This window comes from Bacteriovorax sp. BSW11_IV, assembly GCF_000447755.1.
Classification (GTDB): Bacteria; Bdellovibrionota; Bacteriovoracia; order Bacteriovoracales; family Bacteriovoracaceae; genus BSW11-IV.
On record NZ_AUNE01000009.1, the window covers coordinates 103,900 to 129,755 of the forward strand.

Consider the following 25,856-nt stretch of genomic DNA (forward strand, 5'->3'; position numbering starts at 1 on the left):
ATGAACTTTGGGACAGCAAAAGTTAAAACCATATAGGCTTGTTTCGGATGAAAATGACCAATTAGATCATGAGCTTTTGCCTCATATTCCATCTGATAACTACAGAACAAGTTCATCTTTAGAAGAGAGCTATGGTGAATTGAAGAGAATTCGCAAAAGCTTGGAAAAGGAAGAGGGACGTAAAAGCGACCTCCATCTTGATCTTGATAAGATTCGTCGCAGTATTGGGCAAAAACGATCTGAATTAAAAATATTAAACGAAAAGAGTAATGCTCAAAATATAGAGTTTTTGAAAATTAAGAGACTGATAAATGATGAGAGGACTCAGCTTCAGGAGATAAATGAAAAGAAGAATTTATTAAAGGAAGAGCTTGAGAGAATCTCTTTCGATAAAAATGATAAAGAAACTAAGCTGGGACAACTTAATCTTAGAATCCAGAAATCTGAAGAAGATTATAAAATTAATTTAAATAAACTGAATATAATTGAAGAGCAAAAGAAACAGGCCATATCTGAGGCACAGGCGTTAAATAGGGATCTTGACGTCCAAAAGAAGATGTTCACGAACGATTTTGAAACGTTGAAAAGCTCTTTTGATTTTAAAATTGAGAAATTGGATACTGAATATAAAGAATTAACATATAAAATTTCTGAGAGTAAAAAATATCTAGATGGATTAATCGGTAAGGCGAATGTTTACGAATCAGAAATAAAAACGTTGTTGAAAAATCAAGAAGGACTAGAAAATTCTAATAACTTAATTCTAGAAACTCAGAATGAGAAAAGACGAAATGTACAAAAACTTGAGGATCAAATTGAAAAATCTCAAGGACAACTTCTTTTGTTAAATTCGGAAATAGATGATTTATTGTCGAAAAAGACTGCACTGGGTCAGACTTTGAAAAATCTGGAATTTGAAGAGGAAAAGCAAAGAAAAAGATTGGCGGAAGAAGAAAAGAAAATTGCAATGGAGCTTGAGTTGCAAAAACTTCGTCATGATTATGAGATCGAAAGTCGAATGGAAAATCTTGAGAGAACGCTAAAAGAGAATGAAAAGAATTGGTATAGCGAATTTGAGAGAAGAAAAAGTGCGCTTGAAAGTGATTACCAGGGACAAAAAAACTATTTAGAGAAAAAACATATAGAAAAGATTTCAGAATTAGAAAGAAAGCAAAATGATATTGTTGATAAGGCCAACAAAGAGGCCCAGAGAATAATTATAAACTCTCAACAGTTGGCCTTAGAGAAAGAGGCCAAAATTCAAGAAATGTATGTTCGCGCTGGTGAGATTAAGTTAGAGGCGCAGACTGAAGTCGCTCAAAAAATTGAAGAGGCAAATCGGATCTTTGATGAAAGACGAGGAGAGTCGAATGCGTTACTAGCAAGAGCGCAGGAAGAGTATAGAAAGAAATGCAAAGAAGCAGAAACAATAATAAATAGTGCAAAGACCCGTGGTAATGCAATTTTGCAAAAATCAGAAATTCAAAAAAATGAGATCTTAAAAGAAGCGATTAATGATCGTCATGCTCATGAAAAGAGACTTAGAGATATTGAGCAATCATTTGAAAATGAGTTTAATGAGCAAAAGTATAAATTAAAAAACTATATTGCGTATAGAAAAGAAAAAGCAAGAATTGCTAGAGCAAAAAGTATTGATAATGAAAAAGCTAGGATTGAAAAAACTCAAAAACACGCTTTAATGAATGTTGAAAAAATGAAAAGGAATGAGTTTAAAAGAATAGCTAAAAAGAGAAATGAAATTTTATATAAAGCTACAGAAGATCTGATCTCTCAAAAGAATAAGCTAAGAGAAATGAAAAAGACTGAATTAGAATCGTTCTATAGTGAACGATCTAACTTAATGAGAGAAGCAGAAGAATATAAAAGACAAAAAGAAAAAGAAGTACATGAGTGGCAACAAGAACAGAGAGACTTAATTGAACAGTTAAAACGAAATCAGATTGAAGAACTTAATATTAAAAAAATGGATTTCGAAAAAGAGTTCGAGAACAAAATTGGACGAGAGAAAAAAGAATTTGAAAATTTGAAGTCGAAAAAAATCGAACATGTTCATAACTGTGTTTATAATTATATTATCAACGAACTCCAAGGGGAACTTAAAGAAATAGATATCGAAAAGAAAAAAGAGATCAAGGCCGGTATCCACGATGTTCTTAAGTCTTCACTAAGTAATGATCCAAAGAAAATGGCCCGAAGTGCGGGGTTGGAAGTAGACACTAATCAACAAAAAAGTATTGGCAAAATTTTTGTTAAATATTCATCAAGAGTGCTTCCTGTCGCTTTACTAGGGCTTGTCGCATTCTTTGACTTAGCTGGAATTAGAACAACAACCAAAAATACGATTATGACCTTTCTTGAAAACCGACGCGCAGAGGCCCAAGTGGTGCAAGATAAAAAGGTGCAAGATTTACAAGAAGTGAGAATCTATAAACCGGATCAAACTCCAGGTTATAAAGTAACATATACTGATAATGTTATCTTCACTCCAAAATTTCACAGTACGTATGAGAGTGATACTTTTCAGAATGAGTGGATTTTAAGTGTTCATGAATTTATGCTTAGTGAGTTGGAACTTTCGGAAGAATTTGCCATTAACTTTGTATCTTCAGAGGGGACACTTATTAAAGAGCTTTCAAAGATGAGAAGTGAGCTTGATCCGCGCTTTTTAGAAAGAGGTGTTGAAAAAATGAGATTAAGGGAGCAGGAATTTATAAACTGGGCGAATCAAGGTTTTGTTAATCAGGAAAACTCAGATAAATTTAATGCTTTTAAGATGAAATTTTACGAAGACTTTGTTGTATCAAAGGGGAGCTCGATTGAGTAAAGCTTCTATACCATTCAGTTAATCTTGATCTTTATTACGAGAATTAACTCCTTAGAATACTAAAGAAATTTAGGCATAAGTTTTGAATAATGGCCCTCTAAACGGAGGGCCTTTTTTATGAATACAATTATGAAACGATCTCAATCTAGTGAACCTATCGCCAAAGGTGGTTTACGTTTTTATGATAAGATGATTATTACACCGGCCTTTGGTCGAAAGAAAGAAATTAGACTTAATCGTACCAAATTTGAAATAAAGACCTCTCAAGAAGAAACAAAATTTTTGAATAGTTCAATTTCTCTGAAACAAATAGGCAATGAACTTTATGAGTTTGATCTAGAACTTATAAATGATTATTCAACAAAATCCTCGGAAGATGCTGGACGATATTTGCTTAGAGTAAAAAGTGAAAAGGCGATTTGACATAATGGAAATTATGTTTTTGAAGCATTTCTCAAAAGAGGGGATGAAATACATTTTCAATATAATAAAATTACTTTTCAGGATGATTCTGAAGAGCATAATGAAGATTTGCCTTTTAATAAAAATATTATTGAAAGTAATGTCTCATTACTTCTTGAGGGGGAAACGGGAACTGGTAAGTCTTTTTTGGCCAAGAAAATACATGAAAATAGCAATCTTCTAGGACCTTTCATCCATGTGAACTTATCATCTTTTTCATTATCGTTGATTGAAAGTGAGCTCTTTGGGCATTCGAAAGGGGCCTTTACAGGAGCAGTTACTGATAAGATTGGAGCACTAAGGGAGGCGAACCGAGGGACATTGTTTTTGGATGAGATTGATTCTCTGCCAATTGAAGTTCAAACAAAACTATTGCTCTTTCTTGATTCTGGCCTAGTCCGTCCAGTTGGAGCAATGAAAGAATATGAAAGTCAGGTTCGTCTCATCTGTGCTTCAGGACAAAATTTAAAAAAACTTGTGGAGCAAGGAAAGATGAGAAAAGATTTCTTTTTTAGAATTAGTTCTGGATTCCAATATAGCTTGGCTCCACTACGAAAAGAAAAAGAAAAAATCGCTCAAGTTTGCATGTCCTTTGCCCAGGACAATAATATACAAGTTGAAAGTAAACTCATTCATTATTATCAAAACTGTGAATGGCCAGGTAATATTCGTCAGCTTATTGGGCATTTACGAAAAAAAACGATTTCAACCAAGGGAAGAGTTCTTTACTTTGATGAAATAGATCAAAGTCTTGGTCACGATATCGCTGTTAGCAATGAGATTCTTGGAGGAGTAAAAACACTTAAAGAAGTTCAAACTCAGTATTGTCTTCGTGTTTTTCATGAATGTGGGGAAAAGGTATCAGAGGGGGCCCGGATTCTTGGAATTACTCCTGCGACCTTGAGAAGCTATTTACGTCAAATTAATTAGCAAGAAGAGAATGAATGTAAACGTCTTCAACTTCGCCTTTAATCTGAAGGTCTTTAATGAGGGCGTTTACTTCTTTTTTGATTTTATTCTTTATAATTGTTTTACCTTCTTCTTCCAGTGAAAAATCCGTTAAGAAGGGCTGTACAGTAGAGCTGAGACGATCCCTTAGAAGGGTTTCATTATTCATATCAAAGAAATATTCACGAATATATCTATTTGAAGAAATGATGGTAAAGTCCATAATCAATGTGTTGAGATGCTTTTGCGATTCTACATAAACAGGCATTTGTACATTGCCTAGTCTTAAGCTTCTCTGATCAATTAAGTGAAGATCTCCTCCACGCTTTTGAACATACTTTGAGATGACACTGGCCGGAATACGTTCAGCTTCTGTTGTTTTTTCAACAATACTCTTCGATTGAGTATAGACAGTAATTCCTGTTAAGCTTGTGGCCGCACCGGCGACAATAAAGCTCACAACGGTCATAGGCTTAAGCGATAGATACCACATTTTTAATTTGAGAAGCCTTGGTCCAAAGAGGGCCAATAAAATTACCCCAATTTTTTTTAGGTCTATTGATTTCCAATCGAAGCTCTTTGCTTTGCGGGCCTTTTGTGATGCTTGCTCAATTTTTTGTTTGGCAAGTTTTGTTGAATTGTGTGCAAGTTTATTTGCTTTTTCTTTGGTCTTATCAAGCTGACCACGCAAATTCGATTTGGTATTAGAAGCAACTTTTTTGCTTTCGCGAATTGTTGTTTTGATTTTAGAAGGAGTTAATTTTTTGATAAATGAACCAAGAAGAGCAAAAAATGTTCCCAAAATATTATTGATAATTTTTTCAATTTTTAGCCACAAGTTCAAAATGGCCTCCTCTTACACTCAACTTATCGGTTTAGCGGCCAAAGAAGTTAAGTGGTTATTCTTATTTTAATTCAACAATATTAATTCTTGATAACGGCCCTAAACTTAAGGCTTTTTAAAGGCAAAAATGTCCACTTAGAGCTGTGTTTATGGGGCTTTTCTAAGGATTTGGGCCGACCTTTCGACAAGAAAATGCAGTTGCCCTGTTTATAGGGCAGGAGGAAATATGTCGAAACTAAAATTTGTTTTGTTTTTTCTGCTTATGTCGCAGTTTTATGGGTGTGCCGAATTGTTAGCGCAAAGAAGCTATATCGATGAAATGGACAGAGAAACAGACGGCCTTTTTGTTGCTGGTCGCGATTTTCCTGTGACTCCTGGGGATACGGGACAGGCCTATAGGTCACGAGAAGAAATTTTAGACAGAACTCCTGCATCTGCTGCCGAGAGTGAGCAAAATGAATACGATGAATCTATTCGCAATGAACTTGCTCGCAAATTAAGAGGCCTATCTGAAGGGGAATATGCCGATTTTAAAAAAGTAAGCGATTATTTTGAAAATGATTCAGAGCGCATCTATTATTTACAACTTTCTAGCTATGAGAAAAGAGAATACCTCTACCAAAAAGGGGTTATGGGTCGCGATTATGCCCAAACTCGTGGCGTGCAATTTCTGCGTTCCCAATCTGTTCGTAATAACGAAATTTTCATGGGAATGAGTAAGGATCAGGTAGTTGGTGCATGGGGAAGACCGACACGTATCGACGTTGCTGGTAATCCTCGCAATCAGAACGAGAGATGGGCCTTTTATAACAATGGAAAATTACAATATGTCTATTTTGAATCAGGCGTTGTACAGGGATGGGCCTTAGAATAGGCCCTTCATTTCAAAACCCTTATCTACAGCAATTATTCGCTTTAAAAGTCACTATTTTTTTACCAGTTTTCACTGCGTCATCCATTGAGTTATCCTGCTAAACGTACTATTCTCGATAAAATTTACCAATAACAATACAGCTCTCAATTCACAATTTCACAGGAGTGGTTATGAGCGATCTATTAAATAACTATACCCTTGAGTTTGAAAAACCAGTTCGCGATTTAGAAAATCAAATCAAAGAACTTAAAGAGGCCACGAAAAAATCTGATTTAGATATTTCAAAAGAAGTAAAGGCCCTACAAAGTAAAGTTGATACCCTAATGAAAGAGATTTATGAAAATCTTACTCCATGGGAAAGAGTACAACTTTCACGTCACCCTAATAGACCCCATGCAATCGATTATATCGGTAATGTTATAACTGATTTTCATGAAATTAGCGGGGACAGATTTTTTGCAGACGACGCCGCAATTATTGCAGGCTTTGGTTACATCGATGGTCAAAAAGTGGCCGTAGTTGGAATTGAAAAAGGTCGTAAGACAAAAGAAAAAGTTCACCACAATTTTGGTATGCCAAGACCAGAAGGTTACAGGAAAGCTCTTCGTGTTATGCAAATGGCAGGAAGATTCAATATTCCAGTAGTAACTTTTGTTGATACTCCAGGTGCTTATCCGGGTATCGGAGCTGAAGAGCGCGGTCAAGCAAGTGCTATCGCTGAAAACTTAGCAGAGCTTTTTGATGTTAAAACACCAATCATCTCAATCATCATTGGTGAAGGTGGTTCTGGTGGTGCTCTTGGAATTGCTATCGCTGATAAAGTTTTTATGATGGAATATTCTGTTTACTCAGTTATTTCGCCAGAATCATGTGCTTCAATTCTTTGGGCCGACCCTAAGAAAGCTGAAACAGCGGCAAATGCTTTGAACTTAAGCCCACAAAAGGCGCTTGAGCTAAAAGTTGTTGATGACATGATCAAAGAACCAACGGGTGGTGCTCATAAAGATCCTGAAGCAACTTTTGAAACTGTTAAGAAAATGCTAACGAAAGAAATTAAAGCACTTCTTAAAATGGATAAAGAAAAGCTTATGGATGCGCGTTTTGAAAAATTCCGCGCCATGGGTAACACAACAATTACTGAAATTTAGGAGTACGATTTGGCCATTCAATCAATGACAGGTTTTGGAAGTGGGGAAGCAGCAAACGATGAATACACGGTTAGTGTAGAAATCAAGTCTGTTAATAATCGTTTTAAAGACGTACGTTTTAAAATGTCTTCACTATTTTCTTCTGTTGAGCTTGATTTGAAAAAGGCCCTTGGCGACTATTTCAAGCGCGGAAGTTTTGATGTCTATGTGAACTACAAAAGAACTGAATCGACTTCACGCTTTGATGATATTGATGAAACTAAAGTTAAAATCTATCTTGATAAGGCCGTTAAGATGGCCAAAACTTCTGGGGTTGATATTCAAGTATCGGCCACAGACTTCCTTCGCTCAGAGTTCTATAAGGACATTGACGATGCGAGGACGGAATCAACACTTTCCCTTGTTCTGGAGGCCTTTAAAGGTGCTCTAGACACTCTGAAGGAGTCGCGCCTACAAGAAGGGGCTAAGCTCGTAGAGGTCATTAAAAGCCATAAAGAAAATTACTTTTCTCACTACCAGATCGTTACTGGTCTTGCCGACTCATTCCAGGCCCATGTTCAGGATAAACTAAAAAAGAGAATTGCCGATACGGCTAAGGAAATCTCAATTGATGAGCCTCGATTTATGCAAGAGGTGATTTTTTACTTAGAAAAACTTGATGTCCACGAGGAGATCAACCGTATTCAATCACACCTGCAAAAATTGGATGGCCTCTTGTCTAGCGATGGAGAGATTGGTAGACAAGTAGACTTTCTCATACAGGAACTCAATAGAGAAACTAATACGATTGGTTCCAAATCAGGTATGCAGGATATCTCGGATGCAGTTGTACAAATGAAAGTACAGTTGGAGAAAATCCGCGAGCAGGCCCTCAATTTGGAATAAAAAACGCAAAAAGAGTTGTCCATGACTGCGAATGCGCACGGAAAAATTGTCATTATCATCGGTCCATCAGGGACTGGAAAATCTACTTTAATTCAAAGAGTGAAGGAGTCTTTTCCTGAACTTATTGAATCTATATCTTATACAACTAGACCTCGTCGTGAGAAAGAGGTTGATGGTGTTCACTATTTCTTCATTAGCAAAGAGAAGTTTTTTGAAATGCGAGATGAGGGAGAGTTTTTAGAGTGGGCCGAGGTTCATTCTGAGTACAAGGCCACTGGTAAATCTTTCGTTGAGAAGAAGCTAAAGGAAGGAAAATTCCTTCTATTTGATCTCGATGTGCAAGGTGCCGATTCGATTATCAATGTGTTTCCTAATGAGTCTAGGGCCATTTTCATTGCGCCCCCAAGTCTTACTGAACTTGAAAAGCGCTTAAAGGGAAGAGGCACTGAGGATGAAAAATCATTAAAGGTTCGCCTTGAGAACTCTAAAAAAGAGATTTTACGCAAAGATGACTACGATTATTGTATAATAAATGATGAAGTCGAAGGGGCCTTCCAGAGACTTAAGGAAACGGTAGCGGCCATTTTAAAAGGCGATTAGGAGTTTGTAAGTGTTTCAACAACTGGATTTTTCACATGAGAGAAATCTTACAATTGATGAAGTTATTAAAAGGGTAGAATCCTACTATCCTGATGCAGACTTCGCTCTTTTAAGAAAGGCCTATTACTTTGCAGAGAAAGCGCACAAAGGTCAAATGAGAAGCTCTGGTGAAGAGTATATCATTCACCCTCTAAACGTTGCCGCTACTCTTGTTAAACTTCGCATGGATATCGACAGTATCGCAGCAGGTTTTCTACACGATGTTGTTGAGGACTGTGACGTTACTCCTGAAGAATTAGAAAAAGAGTTTAACAGTGAGATCGCTCAAATTGTTGTCGGTCTTACAAAAATTTCAAAAATTAAGTTCAAAACAAAAGAAGAATCTCAGGCCGAAAACTTTCGTAAGATGGTTGTGGCCATGGCAAAAGATCTACGAGTTATTATTGTTAAGCTCGCCGATCGTATGCACAATATGAGAACTCTTCAATATGTATCTGATGAGAAGCAAAAGAAGATCGCTCAAGAGACTCTTGATATCTACGTTCCGCTAGCGAGTCGACTGGGTATCAACTCTGTTAAGACTGAGCTTGAAGATCTTTGCTTAAGATTTTTACACCCTGATATTTACTACCGTCTTGCTGAGAAGATCGCGATGAAAAAATCTGATCGCGAAACCTATATTAAGCAGACGATTGAAATTATCGAAGAAAAGTTACTTGAATACTCTATGAAGGCCTATGTAAAAGGTCGTCCGAAGCACTTCTTCTCAATTTATAAGAAGATGGTAGCAAGAGGCGTAGACTTCGATCAGATTACTGATATTCTGGCCTTCAGAGTTATCGTAAGTAATATTACAGAATGTTATAAAGGTCTTGGTATTATCCACTCAGCGTTTACGCCAATTCCTGGTCGATTTAAAGACTATATTGCCATCCCAAAAGTAAACAACTACCAGTCTCTTCACACCACTGTAATTGGCCCACAGGCCGAGAGAATTGAGATTCAAATTAGAACTCAAGACATGGACGAAGTTGCTGAGCGCGGGGTTGCTGCTCACTGGAAATATAAAGAAGGGCTCGTCAGTGGTTCTAAAAAACTTGATTGGATTCAAGAACTTCTTGAATTCAACCAGGCCGTTGAAAGTAACTCTGAATTCATGGACGTTGTTAAAAATGACCTTGATATCGGTGGTGTTTTTGTCTTCACTCCTAAAGGTGACGTCCAAGAACTGCGTTACGGTGCGACTCCACTAGATTTTGCTTATGCCGTTCACACAGAGGTTGGAAATCATTGTGTAGGGGCCAAAGTAAACGGAAGAATGGTTCCTCTTCGCTATACATTAAAGTCTGGAGATACGATTGAAGTCTTAACAAGTAAGACGCAAAATCCTTCAAAAGACTGGATGAATATTGTTAAGTCGTCTAAGGCGAAATCTAAAATTCGTCAATGGCTTCTAAAAGTTGAACGCGAAAGAAATAGAGAACTTGGTGAGCAAATGCTTGATAAGGCACTAAAAGTCTTTTCAAGTTCAATTAAATCTACAATCAAATCTGGAGAGATGAAACAAGCTCTTAAAGAACTTAAGTGTAGAAATGAAGATGAACTCTATCAATATATTGGTTCTGGAAAATATACTGTTCAAAATGTCATTGAATATATCCCAACGCTGAAGGCCTCTCAAAAAGAGGATGAGCTTAAAAAGAAAATCGAAGAAGTGGATACACTTTCTAAGAAACTTTCTAAATCCGCTCGTCGTAAATCAAATAAAGATAATGCCGTAATCGTTGATGGTATGGATGATGTTCTTGTAAGGATGGCCAGATGTTGTAACCCAATTCCTGGGGACCCAATTCTTGGATTTGTCACTCGTGGACGTGGGATCACTGTACATAAGGAAGACTGTGCAAGAATTGAACTCGATATGTCTCGTCGAATTCACGTAGAATGGAACCCTGACTTTAGTTTCAAGCATCCAGTGAACGTTAGAATTATTACTCATGATAAGCCGGGAATTCTTTCTACAATTTCTAAGGCCATCAATAATATCGGAGTTAATATTCGTTCTGCCCTTGCGAAATCTCTACAAGATCGTAAAGGTTCATTTGTTTTTGAAATTGAAGTTAAAGACTATTCTGAACTTTTAAAGACAATCAGTGCGATTGAAGCAATCGAAGAAGTAATCACTGTAACAAGAGCTTAATCTAAGTAGATTTGCTGTTCCGATTCCCATAAAAGTAAAAAGAAATATGTGCGGAGGTATTTAAAGGCCTCCGTATATAGAATCTTTAGACTTCTTGGCCTTGAATAATCTGTTGGTACACCCGCATAGTTAAAATTGTAATCATCTTCTGATACTTTTACCTTATCTAAAATAAGTTTGATTCTCATAATATGATAATCACTTGAAACAATGAGTACTGTTTTAATACCATTTTTAGTTCGTAGAAACTGAAGAGTCGCTAAAACGTTCTCAACAGTATTGCGAGCGAGATAGTCAATATTCAAAAGATCAGGGTCTACAAGCCCTTCCAGATTCAAAGGCTGAATCAAAGTATTAACCGAGTTTTTAGAATAAACACCAGTAATAAAAATATTGGACTGATTATATTCTTTTGCAAGTTCCATGGCATGAGGAATTCTTCCTTGGTCACCAGTGAATACTACAATGAGATCGGGAGGTCGTTTGAAAAAGGCTTCTTTTGAAAGGGTCGTTTCGTTTTTGGAGACAATAAGAAAGAGTAGGCAGAAGATGGTGTAGAAGACACCACCTATAAAAATCAGGAATGAGGTATTTTTTAAATACCTCAAGGTCCTGGTTCGTCGTGTTTCGAATAAATACTTACTCTTAAACATCCTATTTTGCTGCGATTACTTCGATTTCAACAAGAGCACCTTTTGGAAGTGCAGGCACTTCAACACATGATCTTGCTGGGTAAGGTGCTTGAAAATATTTTGTGTATGCTTCATTAACAAGACCAAAGTTTCCAAGGTCTGTTACAAAGATACTTGTTTTAATAATATTTTCACGAGTTAATGAACATGCTTCTAGCAGACCATCAATATTGGCAAGGATTTGGTCAAGCTGAGCTGCAAATCCTTCCTTAAGGGCCATAGTGCTAGGCTCAAGACCAATTTGTCCTGAGAAGTAGTATGTTCCGTTATGCTCAACCCCTTGTGAGTATGTTCCAACTGCTGCAGGGGCCTTATCTGTATTAATAATATTTTTCTTAAAGCTCATAAAAATTCCTATTACTTTTCTTTCTTTGTTTCTTCTTCAAGAGCAAGAAGGGCATTTAGAATTACCATGTTAATAATCTCTGATACCGGAGCTGTTCTTTGAACAATATTTACTGAAGATTTCATCGGAACAAGAATTGGTCCAATGGCATCAGCATCAGAAAGTTGTTGAAGAAGTTTGTAGCTGATGTTTGCAGAGTTTAGCTCTGGGAAAATCAGAATGTCGGCAGCTTGATCAAGTTCACTGAAGTCGAAAAGTTTTTTCATAATGTTGTGGTTAACTGCAACGTCTGCTTGCATTTCACCTTCAACTTTTAGTTTTGGATATTTCTCTTTAGTAATCTGAACAGCTTTTTTCATCTTTTTAACATCATCAGTGTTGTTTGATCCAAAGCTTGAGTAGCTTAAGAAAGCAATTCTTGGCTCTTTCTTCATTAGATTACGGTAAAGATCTGCTGTAGAGTTAGCGATCTCACAAAGTGACTCTGCACTTGGATTTATTTGGGCCGTACAGTCAGCAAAGAAAAGAATTCTATTTTTGAACATTAGGATATAAACACCTGCGGCCAATTTCTTTTCTTTAGTTCCAACAACACTTAGAATTGGTTTCATACATTCTGGATAGGAAAGAGTTGGTCCTGCGATAAGTGAATCTGCAAGTCCTTTTCTAACCATCATTGAACCAAAGTAGTTCTCTTGAGACATTAAATCTTCAGCATGGTAGATGCTCACACCATTTCTTTGTTTTTCTTTACAGTATTCAGTATAGAATTCTGTAAATTTTGGGTGCTTACTTGGTTTGATGATTTCAACTGATTTAAGTTCTTCAAGTCCAAGAGCTTCCATTTTATTATGGATTGATTTTGGATTTCCAAGAAGTACCGGCTCGATCTTATCATCTTCAAGAAGAGACTTAACAGCTTGAAGAACGCGTGAGTTTGAACCTTCTGCAAAAACAGTTCTAACTTTTTTACCACGTTTTTTTACAAGAGATGAAACTTTATCACGTAGACCTTTCATGAAGGCACCGTTTGTTCCCAGCCTGTCTTCAAGTTGTGAAGCGTACTCTTTTAAATCGTAAATTTTATGACGTGCTACTCCTGAGTCCATAGCTGCTTTAGCAACTGCTGGAGCTAGACGAGTAAGTACTCTTGTATCAAATGGTTTTGGAATAAGGTATTCACGACCAAATGAGAACTCTTCGTTTCCATAAGCTAGTTTTACCTCTTCAGGCACTTCTTCTTTTGCAAGATTTGCAAGAGCGTAAACTGCTGCAAGTTTCATTTCATCGTTAATCTTAGTTGCTCTAACATCTAGGGCACCACGGAAGATAAAAGGGAAGCCTAGAACGTTGTTAACTTGGTTAGGGAAGTCTGATCTTCCTGTTGCCATGATAACGTCAGTTCTCACTTCGTGAGCTTCGTGTGGATAGATTTCTGGTTCAGGGTTTGCCATAGCAAAGATGATTGGATCTTTGGCCATAGTCGCTACCATTTCTTTTGTAAGAACACCGCGAGCAGAACATCCAATAAATGCATCAGCATTAATCATAGCGTCTGCAAGAGTTCTATCAGAAGTTTCTACAGCGAATTCCTCTTTATACTTATTCATACCATCAGTTCTACCTTTGTAGATAACTCCTTTAGAGTCACACATTAGTAGGTTTGCAGGGTTAACGCCCATTTTATAAAAAAGTTTTGCACATGCCATAGCTGCAGCACCGGCACCAGAGAAAACAACTTTTACTTCATTGATTTTCTTCTTAGAAACTTCAATAGCATTTATGAAACCTGCCGAAGCAATGATTGCAGTTCCGTGTTGATCATCATGGAAAACTGGAATATTCATTTTTTCGATAAGTTGTTGTTCGATTTCAAAACACTCAGGTGCTTTGATATCTTCAAGGTTAATACCACCGAAAGTAGGCTCAAGAGCGCTAACAACTTTTACCATACCATCAATTGTATTTTCATTTACTTCAATATCGAATACGTCGATGTCTGCAAATCTTTTAAAAAGAACACCTTTACCTTCCATTACAGGTTTTCCTGCAAGGGCACCAATATCACCAAGACCAAGAACAGCAGTACCGTTAGATACAACTGCAACAAGGTTTCCTTTTGAAGTATATTTGTAAGCTAGTTCTGGATCTTTAGCGATCTCTAGACAAGGTGCTGCTACACCTGGAGTATAGGCCTTAGAAAGATCGTTGGCCGTTAGACATGGCTTCGTTGCGACTACTTCGATTTTTCCTGGGCGACCAGAAGAGTGGTAATCAAGGGCCATTTGTTTTTTTTCATCAGTATTATTGTTTGCCATAAAAGCATCCTTTTTTGAGTAAAAATTGAAACGCCTTAAGCATACGCTAATTCACTCGGAATGACATTCCATGGACAGCTTTTTTCTAAGTTTGTGCTGTGTCATTTTGATCGAATATTCGCTACAATTGAGCTAATCACGAGCCCGATGGTAGTTGCGAAGATTCCTGCATACAATTCGTCTACATTTTGCCAAAAACCTGTGTGTTGAGCGTTGCGCCAATAGGTCGTGGCCACCACGCCAAGAAGGCATGAAAAAACGAATTGTTTGTCTTTGATTCGGTTGGGAAAGATATATCCATAAAGAACAGGTAATAGCAAACAAGCGGCAGAGTAGCTGCCCAAGGTTTTCCAAACTTTTTTAATATTTCCATCAAAAGAATTTGCAAGAATAATGGCAAGAATACCTGTTGCTACAACACCAATATGGTGGAAGTTTACTTTGGCACTTATTTTTTTGGGAATCATGTCATAAGTAATAGTTGTTCCAGCTAAAAATAAGTAAGAATCAAGTGTCGAAAGAATAGTGGCCAAGATACCGGCCAAGAAAAAACCGCGAAGTCCATCAGGAAGAAGTTGAACAGCGTATGTAAGATACGCTGTATCTGAAGCAGCATTTGGAATAATCGCCTTGGCATACATGGCCCCAAAAGTTGTACAGATATCAAAACAAAACCAAATAAACGTCGAAACAAGAATTCCGTTGCGAGCAACTTTATTTGATTTTGCCGCAAAACATCTTTGATAAAAGTTTGGATCTACTAGAGTCGAAAGAGCAATAAAGCCCCACACAAGAGTTGTTCCAAGTCCCACAGTTCCTGTTGGATTGAAATAACTTTGCGGTAGATTTTCTTGAAGAAAACCAAGTCCACCAAATCCTGTGATTGAAAAAAGCAGAACGAGAAATACGCCCAAGCACATGACAAAAAATTGAATTAAATCGGAAAAAACAACGGCCCTTAGCCCTCCCCAAATCGAATAGAGAAGAACGAATGTAATTCCAATGGCCATATTTGTAACAAGTTCACCACCAAAGATCATTTTGAGAAAAATTCCCAATGAAATCGTATAGGCGATAGGTAGGACATTGAAGAAGTTAAAAACAGCACTAAGTTTTGCCGATTTTGGTCCGAACATTTTTTCTATCAAATCAGGTAAAGTCATCGCTTTATAAGAATTGACTTTGTTTACCATAAAAAGAGCAAAGATAATGTATGAGACATACCAGAAAGCACCTTGGGTAACAAAATTGTATATCCCATTATTAAATGCGATCTCGGTGACACCAAAAATTCCACCATACCAAGTTGCAACAAGTGTTGCGGTAAACATTGGGAGAGTTAATTTTCTTCCCATAAGAAGAAGGTCTAGAAAATTGTCTTCTTCAGAATTTACATTGGCCTTGAGTCTATTCCCATAGAGAACACTTGCTACAGTAATGAGAATAACAATAAAAAACACTGTCCAGTCTAGGGGTGTGATCGTTTCGTAAATGTTGATGGATTCTTGGATTGTCGGCATGAAATCTCCTTTCGACAGTATTAACTGTATCAAGTTGTAAGAGTAGAAGGCGCGTCCTTCTTCTCGGCCATCGCGTATGGCACCCCTGATTTGACTGCAATGACTTTATCAATTAATGACTGTGGTGAAAAGAGAATAAAAAAAAGGGCCTCATTTGAGGCCCTGTGAACAATTAAGCGGCTTTTTTCTTTGTAAAAAATATCATATAAGCTGCGCCACCTGCACCTGTGTGATTTCCACCCTCATAGTGTCCTATGATGTTGTGGTGACTATCAAAAATTTCTCCATCTCCAAAATAGGCCATCACGCTATCTCTGAGATTTACAATAGTGTTGCCTGCGATGTAGCCGAGTGTTTCGTTGTCAGAATTTGTTACTTTGTTATTTACGACATGACCAATAACACGGCTGCCGACTTTGATGTCGTCACCGTCTACTGAGCCTAGATCAAAGTAACTTGTGTCTTTAAATGATGACATAGGCAATCTCCTTCGAAAGGGATTAGGGTACTTTAATTATATCACTTTTCGTGAAAATCAATACCAATCCCATCTGTGCGAAATCGCACCATTCTTAAAGAATGCCTACGGCAAGAAGTATTCTGCAACTCCATAGAGCCCATTTTGTTCAAATGGGAAAATCAATGAGTTGTTTGTTGGATTGTAATCCATACCAAGTCCACGACAACTTAGATTTGAAATTTGCCAAGGTAAGGCACCCATATCAGTGTTGGTCGTAATATTGTGTTGATAGATAATACCGTTGTCATGGCAATAGTATAAGTACTCAGTAGAGCCTACTTTCAAATATTGGTAACCATATATCGCTCTTCTTGCAAGGTATGCAATTTGATCAATAGTTCCACCTTGAGTCATTGAATAAATCTCACGACCTGCCGATGTACTTTCTCTGTTACGAGTAAAAATCCAACGAGAGTTTGCTCCATCCCAAAATGGAAGCCCTAGATAACTATAGTAAGGCATTTTACATGTCGCCGCAGTAGAACCAGAGGCGCAAAGACCATTGTATCCACCAGTATAGGTTTCAGTTCCGTTAGTTCCAGCAAGGTGAGACTGTCTGTAAGAATCAGTCGTGTCGTACAGTTTATACATGAAGTCTTCATAGTGAAGCTCTGTACCATTGTACTTCATATTTGATGTCAGAAGATTAGTTCCATCAAAACCAAGAACTAAAGTATATGTCTGGTTACCATTACATCTTTTCGATACACCAGTTTGTCCATCGTTATCCCAATAGTAATTACTTCCACAGCCAATGACCCTTTCATAAGTGCCCGTAGATCTATTTAGTCTCATAACTGGGCCATGGTAGTTTTCGCGCATATAAACATCACCATTTGCTTTGTTGGCCGCCCACCAGCTACCGTCATAGAATCCTAAAGTTGTGGCCTGACTCGTTTTATTTGGTTCTGTTTGGTAATTACCATTACCCGCAACGATATTGATATTTCCTTCAATTTCAAATTCTTTAATATAGTAAGAAGTATTATCACCAACGAGGATTTTTCCATTATTTAAGCGAACAACATTATTGATATTATCAAATCTTGCATTGAGAGCGTTTACACCATCTCCGTAAGAACGTCTTTGACCAAATAATGTCACCACTTGTCCATTTTCATCAACAGTTCTGATCTGACCACCTTCAAGCATGTAGATCTTACCACTTGTACTAATAAAGAAGTCTTGAAGGTCCATATTACAAGATGTCGCATTCGTTCCATCTGCACAAACTCCTCGTGTTCCTGAACCTAGGATACGAGTGGCCGTTCCGTCAAAGTTGATTCTATTTAGGTAACTTCTATCGCCAAAAGCGTAAACATTTCCGTCCATACCAGTGGCCACAAAACTTATGTAGTAACTCATATGTCCATCGTAGGCAGAGATTGCAGTGAAAGTTGCAGGATCGTAGTAACTTACAACATAGCGATCACCGCTTGTTGTTGCAGGATTATTGTCATTATCACAATCAGGATAGTTATAGTGACGATAATTATTTGTTCTAACTCCTGTTAATTCTGAAGTTGAAATATCAAAGCGAAGCCCTGGATTGTGAAGACGACACTTCATAAGATCTGTCGTGGCGTCGTAGTTATCCCCATTACCTGTGAAGTACTTACTGATAACTTGACCAGTTGAGGCCTTGTAAATTCTAATTCTGTAAAACGTTTTATTGTAATCTTTAAGAGCATAGTCGGAATGGAAATAGATATCACCATTCGGAGTAGCAAAGAAAACCATCCCTCTTGTCGTCCAAGAGTTTGATGAGTGAGTATAGATTGAAACATCAAGTGGGTTTGCCACGGTGTCACCAGTGTCAGAACCTCCACCAATTATCGTTTCAATTGTTGGTGTTGATTGATTTAAATCCACTCGTCTAATTCTATTTGTATCCATGATAAGTAGACGACCTTGATAGTCTAGCGCTATCTTTGTCGGATATCTTAGAGTCGCACTTTCTGCTGGACCACCGTCACCAGATGACGTACCCGTCGTTGGGATGAAAACTTTTTGCTTTCCATCTGTTGGATCAATTGTGAGAATTCCTCGTTTATAGTCGGCCACAAAAAATCGACCATTGTTTGTTACGACTAGAGAGTGAGGGTCTGCTTCACTACCGTTTTTACGTGTAAAAAAGAGTGCAGTTTGAGCAGAACCACCAAGTCCTGATTCAGTGTTACCAGCAATGATTTTAATAGTGTCAGAGTTCATTGGATTTGAAACAAGTTGTGTACTTGTTCCATCAGCGTCAGTGACTTTTACACGAATTTTGTATGAAGTATTTAGAGGAGATCCCCCTGTCCACTTATAACAACCTTCATCAGCTTGTAGAGAATAACCTGTACAGCCATGATTTGCTAAACTAAGTCCAGATACGATTTCTGTGAAGCTAATTTCATCGGCAGTATAGTATAGAGTGATTCCGTTTGTTGGAATGGCCGTATTATCAGAAGTCTTCCAACGAACATAAACATCACTACCTGCAGGAACTGAAGATTGCGCTCTTGTTGGAGGGTTTGTCATATTTGGATCATTCCCGGCCACAACGTCCCAGATTGTTGGAGGCTGACCAGGGTCATATGTTCTTGAAAGAGTATCTATTCCATCTGTACCTGCTCCGGCAGCAGAAAGATCAGAAATATTTTTTGCTTCATCCATTACCCATACAAAAACATTATAGGTAACAGGTGACCAGCCTAGGAGATAAGAATAATTAGTTAAGCTCAAGCTTGGAGAAAGAGCTTGCCCCACAGAAGGAGAGTTGACTGCGATAAAGCATCCATCATCAGAAAGTGGTTTAGTCGAGTTATTAGACTTAATACACATATGGGAGATATTAACTTCTGAATTGGCAGAAGTTGCACTTAAGTTCACTGGGATGAAACTTGAAGTTGTTGGGTCAGGGGCAGTCGTTGAGAAAGATGAGACTGTTGGAATATTTGTTTCTCTAATCCAATCGACAGACACTGTCGTCGTATTAGAAGTGGCATTTGTTTGAGCAAATGAATAAGTTCTTGTCGCATCTGTAGTATTCGAAGCTGTTGTGAATGACCATGTCCCTGAAGTACAAGTTGTGGTTGTCGACTGCGCTCCTGAAACAGTAATTGTTAGACCGTCTTCGCAGTTACCTGTGAAAGTTTCTGTGTCAGTATTCGATTTAACAAGTGTCTTAGCGATTGTAAGTGCAGGACCTGTTGTGTCTCTTGTCCAATTTAAAGTTAGTGTAGAAATATTTCCTGCTGAGTCTGTTTGATTAAATACAAACGATCTCGTCGCATCTGTTGTGAATGTTGGAGAGTTCCAAGTCCAGCTCGATGAAGAACATGAGAATGTATTCGTTGCATCTCCAGTTACTTGAATAGTATTTGTCCCTTCACAGCTTCCTGTTAATGAAACAGAGCTTGCATTATTTAAAAGATTTTTTGTACCACCGCTAGAAAGGGCAAATGGTGCTGTCACCGCAAATGCTGGAGGAGTTGCATCACGCTCCCATGATAAAGTTAGTGGAGGAGCCGATGTATTTCCTGCAGCATCAGTTTGAACGAGGTCATAAGAATAAACACCATCGACAGTTTTACTTGACGGTGTCCAAGACCAAGAACCAGAAGTACAATTAAATGTTGTCGTCTGACTTCCTGATACAGAAATTGTATAGTTCCCTTCACACACACCTGACCAAGCATTTGGAGTGTTGTTTTTTGTAAAGTCTGGAGAAATTCCACCTGTCTTAGTCATTACAGGAGCAACCTCATCTCTAATAAGGTCTCGCGATACTGTCGTAATATTACCTGCGGCATCTGTTTGAGATAGGTTAATAGTCTTTGTACCATCATTGTCTGAAAAGTTAACGAGCTGATTAAATGAACCACCAGAACAAGCAATATTGAATGTCGCTTGAATATCACCACTAAACGTAATATTTAAACCAGTTTCACATGTACCTATTAAAGTTGCACTTGATCGGTGATAACTATTATTGGCCGGCGATGAAATCGCTAATGCCGGTGCAATTGAATCAATTGTGAAATCTGCTGATGTAACAGTATTTGAATTTCCTGCACGATCTGTGAAAGATACTCTAAATTTAGCGTTAGAAATATTTAACGATGGAACTGTCCATGATTTTGTGAAGGCCGTATTACTTAAAGGTCCAGTAGTTGATGCTGTTGTTCCTATCGTTGACCATGCACTTCCGTTATAGAAATCTACTGTGAAGTTAAGCGATGTTGTTGTATTAAGTTCAGTCGCTGTCCATGCTAAAGAATAAGTTTGTCCACCGCGAACAGGTGGTGGATTTGTTAAGGCAAAAGTTGGTGCAACTGTATCATATACAATTGATGCATTTGTCGAAGTTGTTGAAACGTTGCCATAAGTGTCTTTAGACCAGACTTTTAAAGTGTGACTTCCTTGTGATGTCGATGTTGTATAAGTGATGGCATTGGCTGAAGTTGAGCATGCTTGCCATCCACTATCCCCAGCGAGAGGAGCAGACGATTCATTTACTAGTAAAAAAGGAGTGTCTGTACAGCTCGAGGCCGTAAATGTAATTGCCGTTGAATTTGTATATACAGCAGAAGACAGTGCAATAGCTGGAGCAGGGGCAGGTGTTTTATCATTTATTGTGAATGAAATTGTTGCCACTGCGGCCGCATCAAGTGAGCCGTCGTTTGCAATGTAAGTAAAGCTATCACTACCATTATAGTTAAGAGTTGGTGTGAATGTACAAGTAAGGTCCGTACCATAACTACCTGTTGTAATACAATTTGAAATTGCTCCATGAGTTGGAGCCGTTACTATTTTGTAGCTCAAACTACCTGAGTCGATATCTGTCGCATTATTAATAGTGAAATTAATTGGAGTTATATCATCTGTTGTAAATGATTGGTTTGCTCCCATTACTGGTCTGTCATTAACAGGGTTTACTGTAATTGTAACTGTTGCGATAGATGAATCGAGGGCCCCATCATTAACTTTGTAAGTAAAAGAATTAGAACCGTTAAAGTCTGGATTTGGTGTGTAAGTACAAGAACGGCTTGAACCGCCTGTGCATGAAATAGTACCATTCGCTGTATTTGTGACTTTTATGTATGTTAATGGATCAGATTCAATATCAGAGCCCGCTTGAAGGTCAAATGTTACCGGAGTATCTTCATTTGTTGATACGCTTTGAGTTGATGCTAAAGTTGGAGCATCATTAACTGCTGTAATATTGATCGTAACTGTCGCTACAGCAACTGAGTCAACAAGCCCATCGTTAACTAAATATGTAAAAGAATCACTTCCATTTAAATTAGGATTTGGAGTGTATGTACAAGTGAGATCTGTCGAGTATGACCCCGTAGAGATACAATTACTAAGAACACCTTTTGTCGGGCCACTCACAACCTTGTAGCTTAAAGTTTGCGATGGAAGATCAATGTCTGCACCATTGTTAATTGTGAAATTTAGCACCGTGTCTTCGTTGGTGGCCAAAGTTTGATTAGCACCAAGAGTTGGAGCATCGTTTGTTGGATTGATTGTAACTGTAACAGTCGCAACACTCGAATCAGCCGTCCCATCATTAACTTTATATGTGAATGAGTCACTTCCGTTATAGTTTGCGTTAGGAGAATATGTACAAGCTCTACTTGTTCCACCTGTACAACTTAATGCTCCATTTGTTGGATTCGAAACAATGATATAGCTTAGAGTAGAGCCTTCAATATCACTTCCAGCATTAAGTGAGAAATTTAGCGCTACATCCTCATCAGTACTTACTGATTGAGTCGCGGCCACTGTTGGGATGTCATTTACTGCAGTAATTGTAAAAGAAACGCTGGCAACTGCAGAAGAGTCTGCAAGGCCATCATTAACTCTATAAGTAAATGAGTCAGAACCGTTGTAATTAGCAGACGGTGTATATGTACAGGTTAAATCAGTTGAGTAAGAACCTGTTGTTATACAATTTGTAAGTGTTCCATGAGTTGGAGCTGTTACAACTTTATAGCTTAAAGTTTGGGCCGGTAAATCAACATCACTACCACTATTAATAGTGAAGTTTAGAGCTGTATCTTCTGGTGTCGAAAGATTTTGATTTGCACCAACAACAGGGGGATCATTTTCTGCAGTAATATTAATTGTTACAGTTGCAGTATTAGAGTTAAGGGCACCATCAAATACTTTATATGTGAATGTCACACTTGCTGTTTCGTTTGTACCAGGCATGTAGCTACAAGAGGTACTCGTTCCTCCTGCACAATTTAATGTTCCTGTGGCCGGATTTGATTCGATAATGTAAGTTAGCGAATCTCCTTCTATATCAGTTCCAGCATTTAATGAAAAATTCACAAGAGTGTCTTCATTCGTTGAAACAGTTTGTGTTGCTATAAGTGTTGGAGCATCATTTACGGCATTTATTGTAATTGTCATTGTTGCCACTGAAGCGGCATCCGTTACAGTGTCATTTGCAATATAGGTAAATGAATCAGTTCCATTGAAATTAGAGTTTGGAGAGTAAGTACAAGTTAGGTCAGAACCATAGGCGCCTGTTGTAATACAATTTGAAAGCACTCCATTAGTGGGAGCTGAAATGATTTTGTAAGATATAGTCTGAGCAGGTATATCAATATCTGTTGCATTTGAGAGCGTGAAATTAACTGCATTATCTTCATTTGTTGAAGCCGTCTGATCTGCAGGCATTACAGGGGCATCATTTACGGGAGAAATTGTAATCGTTACTGTTGCGATTGTTGAATCTAGACTTCCGTCGTTTACTTTATATGTGAACGAGTCAGTACCGTTAAAATTTGGGTTAGGTGTATAAGTACAAGAATTACTCGTTCCACCCACACAAGAGATCGTTCCATCGGCCGTGTCACTAACTTTTATATATGTTAGGGGTGATCCTTCAATGTCTGCACCTGTCGTTAGAGCAAATGTAAGAGGAGTGTCTTCTGATGTCGAAACAGACTGCGATGCCGCTAGAGTAGGAGCATCATTCACGGCATTAACGTCAATTGTTACAGTCGATACTGCAGAGTATGTGTTTCCATCGTAAGCTCTATAAGTAAAAGAATCTTGGCCGAAATAGTTTGGATTTGGTGCATAGTCACAGATGAGATCTGTATTAGACTGCAAACAATTTGAAAGAACACCATTTGAAGTTGTTCCTACAATCTCATAAGTAAGTGGATCACCGTCACTGTCAGTGAAGGCAGATACTGTAAAAGATGTATTTGTATCTTCGTTTGTCGCGAAGTTTTGATCTGCTGCATTTGTAGGTGAATTATTCGTAGCTGTTAAATCAATATTTGCGGAAATGGTATCAAGACCACATATAAGATTGAAAGTTGCTGTTCTCACACCTTTATCTGTTGGAGTAGCATTTATATCTACTGTACAAGTTCCATTTGCTGATACCTGTGAACTATCACATGAATTACTTGCAAAATTAAATTCAACAGCATTTGTACCAGTTATTGAAGTTGTACAATTTTTTGTTGATACATTACCTGTGTTTGAGACAGTAATTGTAAAGTCAGATGAAGTGGAGTTGTTGGCAACATTACCCATACTCAATGTTGAAGGACTAATCCCTAGAATCGGTCTTTCAACTGCAAAAGTATTTGATTCTAGAATTGTAGATTGTCCAAGGGTATCAGTGAAAGTAACTTTAAATTTTGCCCCAATTATATTTTGATTCGGGAAAAGAAAGTCTGTACTAAATGTTGTGTTATTAAGTTCACCATCTAGTGAGTTGATATTTGCAATGGTTGACCAACTTGAACCATTGTAAAATTCAACTTGAAAAGTTGAGGCGCTACTTGAATTTGATTCAGTAGCAGTCCATGCGATAGTGAATGTCTCATCAGCTCTATACGAAGAGAGTAGATTTGAAAATGCAAGAACTGGAGCCGATGTATCAATAAAGATAGGGAGCTCTGAAGGAGTTTCTGAAACAGCTTCAGATAAGTCTTTAGTCCATAATTTCAGAGTAACAGTACCTTCACTAGGCTCTTGGATTGTATAATTGATATTATCATTTGGACCATTGAGACACGAATAGATAAAATCAGCATCTGCAGGTGTTTCATTGTTTTCTGTGATGGCCATTTTGTCAAAGGTCTCACAATTTTCAAAGTAATCTCCACCAATAGAATTACCTGTATTGAAAGTGATAGTAATATTTCTAGTACTACTAGGATTAGTTGAAAAACCTCCTAGTGCAATTGCTGGTGCTATTGGATTAAGAACATTCTCAATTTCTGTGTCGAAATTTAATTCATGGTATGGGAAGTTTGTTGTATCTACATTATCATCTGAAGAGTTTTTCTTCCCTACTATTAAAGTAACAATTTCAGTCCTTTTTGAATTGGCCCTTGGTATATATGTCCAAGTTTTAGAATTAGATTTAACAACACCATCAACGCGCCATTCGTATCCAATAGTGTATGATGTGTTCCAGTGGTATGCGTTTACGTTATAGATAAATGTATCTTTCTCTTTTAATTTAACTTGGTATTGAATATTGTTGATATCTGGAGCCGCGTTTTCTAGTTGGTTTGCATTACTTCCAGAGAAGGCCGAGCTAAAACTTTGATTGATTGAAGTATTACTTTCAATTACTCCATAAATCGTTTCTAAATTACTTTCATTCTTGGCCTCTGATCCTACCTTATTGTAAATATCTTGAATGGCCTCAGGGTTCACAGACTCTAAATTTGTCACTACTTTAGTGTTTAGAACTTTAGAGATAAGAGTTGTTACTGGATCAAGATCTTGATCAGCATAGAAACTTGTAATGATTCTTTGAAAATTGACTTCACATCCAAGAGTTTGGAGCATGTATCGGCTTGGAGTGTTCAAATCTAGTGATAGAGTTAGCGGATCAAAAGAGAAGGCCGTCGAGCTATCAATATCCTGTTCTGATATTGGATTATCCATAAGAACAGAATAGTTTTTTAAATCCACAAGAAGAATTCTTGGATCTACACATGAAGACGCTGCATATGCACTTTGAATGAGCTCATAGTTCTTATTAAAGACAAGTGGACTATCTGAGATGATCTTCCCTTTAATCATTGGAGGATTTGAAAGGGCCGGAGGTGTTGTGTCTCCTGAAAATGAGCCACTGCTACTTGATGAAGAAGTTGTTGTCGAACTTGATCCATTGCTTGAAGCTGACTCTTCTGTTGGGGCACCTAGGTAAGTTGGGCCATCTGTTTTAGAAGTTGTTTTCGAGGCCTCAGTGTATGAACTTCCTGGTGTGCTTACGCTACTTGAACTAGATGATTCATAGCTTAAATCATTTGCAGAATAGGATCCTTGCGACTGTGGTAGTTGTGAAAAAGAATTGCTTGGCTTTAATTTTGAAGGTTTTGAATCTTCAGAGTAAGTGTCTTCATCCTCAAATGAGTCGAGTGATTCATTTTGTGAATTCTTAATTAAGTTTGTTGATATTTGTTGAGTAGCTTCTTTGTTTGCTTTTTCTTCTCGCTTTTTTGAAGCTGGTGATCTGTAGCTAGAGAGCTCTCTATTATTTAGTTTGAGAGAGTAATTATATGATGGGTCTTTAACAATTGTAGTTTCAGGATCTTTTTTTAAAGTTAAAAAGATCCCTACAGTCACAATTGCAAATAAGGGCAGTAAAATTTTATTAAGAAATTTGATACTCAA

At 37.7% G+C, this 25,856-nt stretch carries 15 protein-coding genes and 1 riboswitch; of the genes, 8 read left to right on the forward strand and 7 right to left on the reverse strand.

From position 1 onward, the window contains the following. Nucleotides 1-7 precede the first annotated feature (7 nt). The 3 genes from M899_RS02875 to M899_RS02885 all read left to right on the forward strand — a co-directional run bounded on the left by M899_RS02875 (nt 8) and on the right by M899_RS02885 (nt 4,237). Entirely contained in the window at nt 8-2,845 is a 2,838-nt protein-coding gene (locus M899_RS02875; RefSeq protein ID WP_021269890.1) for a hypothetical protein, read from the forward strand. 117 nt (nt 2,846-2,962) lie between these two features. Then, nucleotides 2,963-3,268 carry a hypothetical protein gene (locus M899_RS02880; protein ID WP_021269871.1) on the forward strand — a complete coding sequence of 102 codons (306 nt, stop codon included), beginning with the start codon at nt 2,963-2,965 and terminating at the stop codon, nt 3,266-3,268. 108 nt (nt 3,269-3,376) lie between these two features. Next, nucleotides 3,377-4,237, forward strand: a complete 861-nt coding sequence (locus M899_RS02885; protein ID WP_021269827.1) for a sigma-54-dependent transcriptional regulator — start codon at nt 3,377-3,379, stop codon at nt 4,235-4,237. Here M899_RS02885 and M899_RS02890 read toward each other — a convergent pair. Beyond that, nucleotides 4,230-5,099: a hypothetical protein gene (locus M899_RS02890; RefSeq protein WP_021269829.1), complete on the reverse strand. Its 870-nt coding sequence runs from the start codon at nt 5,097-5,099 to the stop codon at nt 4,230-4,232. The two genes, M899_RS02885 and M899_RS02890, sit on opposite strands and share 8 nt — an antisense overlap. Before the next feature lie 226 nt (nt 5,100-5,325). On the opposite strand from M899_RS02890, the gene M899_RS02895 reads away from it, so the two are divergent. The 5 genes from M899_RS02895 to M899_RS02915 all read left to right on the forward strand — a co-directional run bounded on the left by M899_RS02895 (nt 5,326) and on the right by M899_RS02915 (nt 10,806). Then, nucleotides 5,326-5,973 carry a hypothetical protein gene (locus tag M899_RS02895; RefSeq protein ID WP_034727547.1) on the forward strand — a complete coding sequence of 216 codons (648 nt, stop codon included), beginning with the start codon at nt 5,326-5,328 and terminating at the stop codon, nt 5,971-5,973. Nucleotides 5,974-6,143: 170 nt separating this feature from the next. Next, complete coding sequence (locus tag M899_RS02900; RefSeq protein WP_021269840.1) at nt 6,144-7,121, forward strand: acetyl-CoA carboxylase carboxyltransferase subunit alpha; 978 nt, start codon at nt 6,144-6,146, stop codon at nt 7,119-7,121. Nucleotides 7,122-7,130: 9 nt separating this feature from the next. Continuing rightward, entirely contained in the window at nt 7,131-8,006 is an 876-nt protein-coding gene (locus tag M899_RS02905) for a YicC/YloC family endoribonuclease (protein WP_021269828.1), read from the forward strand. Nucleotides 8,007-8,027: 21 nt separating this feature from the next. After that, a complete protein-coding gene (gene gmk, locus M899_RS02910) occupies nt 8,028-8,606 on the forward strand; it encodes a guanylate kinase (protein ID WP_021269837.1) in 579 nt (192 codons plus the stop codon). A 10-nt stretch (nt 8,607-8,616) separates the two neighbouring features. After that, the gene (locus M899_RS02915) at nt 8,617-10,806 is read left to right on the forward strand and encodes a RelA/SpoT family protein (protein ID WP_021269855.1); all 2,190 of its coding nucleotides are present in this window, start codon (nt 8,617-8,619) and stop codon (nt 10,804-10,806) included. Here the strand turns inward: M899_RS02915 and M899_RS02920 are convergent. From M899_RS02920 to M899_RS02945, 6 genes are all read right to left on the reverse strand, one after another. Continuing rightward, nucleotides 10,803-11,459: a YdcF family protein gene (locus M899_RS02920; RefSeq protein WP_081653706.1), complete on the reverse strand. Its 657-nt coding sequence runs from the start codon at nt 11,457-11,459 to the stop codon at nt 10,803-10,805. The two genes, M899_RS02915 and M899_RS02920, sit on opposite strands and share 4 nt — an antisense overlap. 1 nt (nt 11,460) lies before the next feature. Then, nucleotides 11,461-11,844 (reverse strand): Rid family detoxifying hydrolase, encoded by a 384-nt coding sequence (locus tag M899_RS02925; protein WP_021269815.1) that lies wholly within the window; start codon nt 11,842-11,844, stop codon nt 11,461-11,463. Between the two features lie 11 nt (nt 11,845-11,855). Beyond that, a complete protein-coding gene (locus M899_RS02930; protein WP_021269817.1) occupies nt 11,856-14,162 on the reverse strand; it encodes an NADP-dependent malic enzyme in 2,307 nt (768 codons plus the stop codon). 101 nt (nt 14,163-14,263) lie between these two features. Then, complete coding sequence (locus tag M899_RS02935) at nt 14,264-15,682, reverse strand: sodium:solute symporter family protein (protein ID WP_034727552.1); 1,419 nt, start codon at nt 15,680-15,682, stop codon at nt 14,264-14,266. Next, nucleotides 15,672-15,779: riboswitch (TPP riboswitch) on the reverse strand. (Overlaps the previous gene by 11 nt.) A gap of 75 nt (nt 15,780-15,854) precedes the next feature. After that, nucleotides 15,855-16,160 carry a 5-fold beta-flower protein gene (locus tag M899_RS02940; protein ID WP_021269921.1) on the reverse strand — a complete coding sequence of 102 codons (306 nt, stop codon included), beginning with the start codon at nt 16,158-16,160 and terminating at the stop codon, nt 15,855-15,857. A gap of 105 nt (nt 16,161-16,265) precedes the next feature. Beyond that, a complete protein-coding gene (locus M899_RS02945; RefSeq protein ID WP_034727555.1) occupies nt 16,266-25,856 on the reverse strand; it encodes a tandem-95 repeat protein in 9,591 nt (3,196 codons plus the stop codon).

Excerpts from the sequence above, each read along its gene's own strand:
- M899_RS02895 (WP_034727547.1), top strand. The coding sequence starts at position 5,326 with ATGTCGAAACTAAAATTTGTTTTGTTTTTTCTGCTTATGTCGCAGTTT.
- M899_RS02900 (WP_021269840.1), top strand. The coding sequence starts at position 6,144 with ATGAGCGATCTATTAAATAACTATACCCTTGAGTTTGAAAAACCAGTT.
- gmk (WP_021269837.1), top strand. The coding sequence starts at position 8,028 with ATGACTGCGAATGCGCACGGAAAAATTGTCATTATCATCGGTCCATCA.
- M899_RS02920 (WP_081653706.1), bottom strand. The coding sequence starts at position 11,459 with ATGTTTAAGAGTAAGTATTTATTCGAAACACGACGAACCAGGACCTTG.
- M899_RS02930 (WP_021269817.1), bottom strand. The coding sequence starts at position 14,162 with ATGGCAAACAATAATACTGATGAAAAAAAACAAATGGCCCTTGATTAC.
- M899_RS02940 (WP_021269921.1), bottom strand. The coding sequence starts at position 16,160 with ATGTCATCATTTAAAGACACAAGTTACTTTGATCTAGGCTCAGTAGAC.
- M899_RS02925 (WP_021269815.1), bottom strand. The coding sequence starts at position 11,844 with ATGAGCTTTAAGAAAAATATTATTAATACAGATAAGGCCCCTGCAGCA.
- M899_RS02880 (WP_021269871.1), top strand. The coding sequence starts at position 2,963 with ATGAATACAATTATGAAACGATCTCAATCTAGTGAACCTATCGCCAAA.
- M899_RS02935 (WP_034727552.1), bottom strand. The coding sequence starts at position 15,682 with ATGCCGACAATCCAAGAATCCATCAACATTTACGAAACGATCACACCC.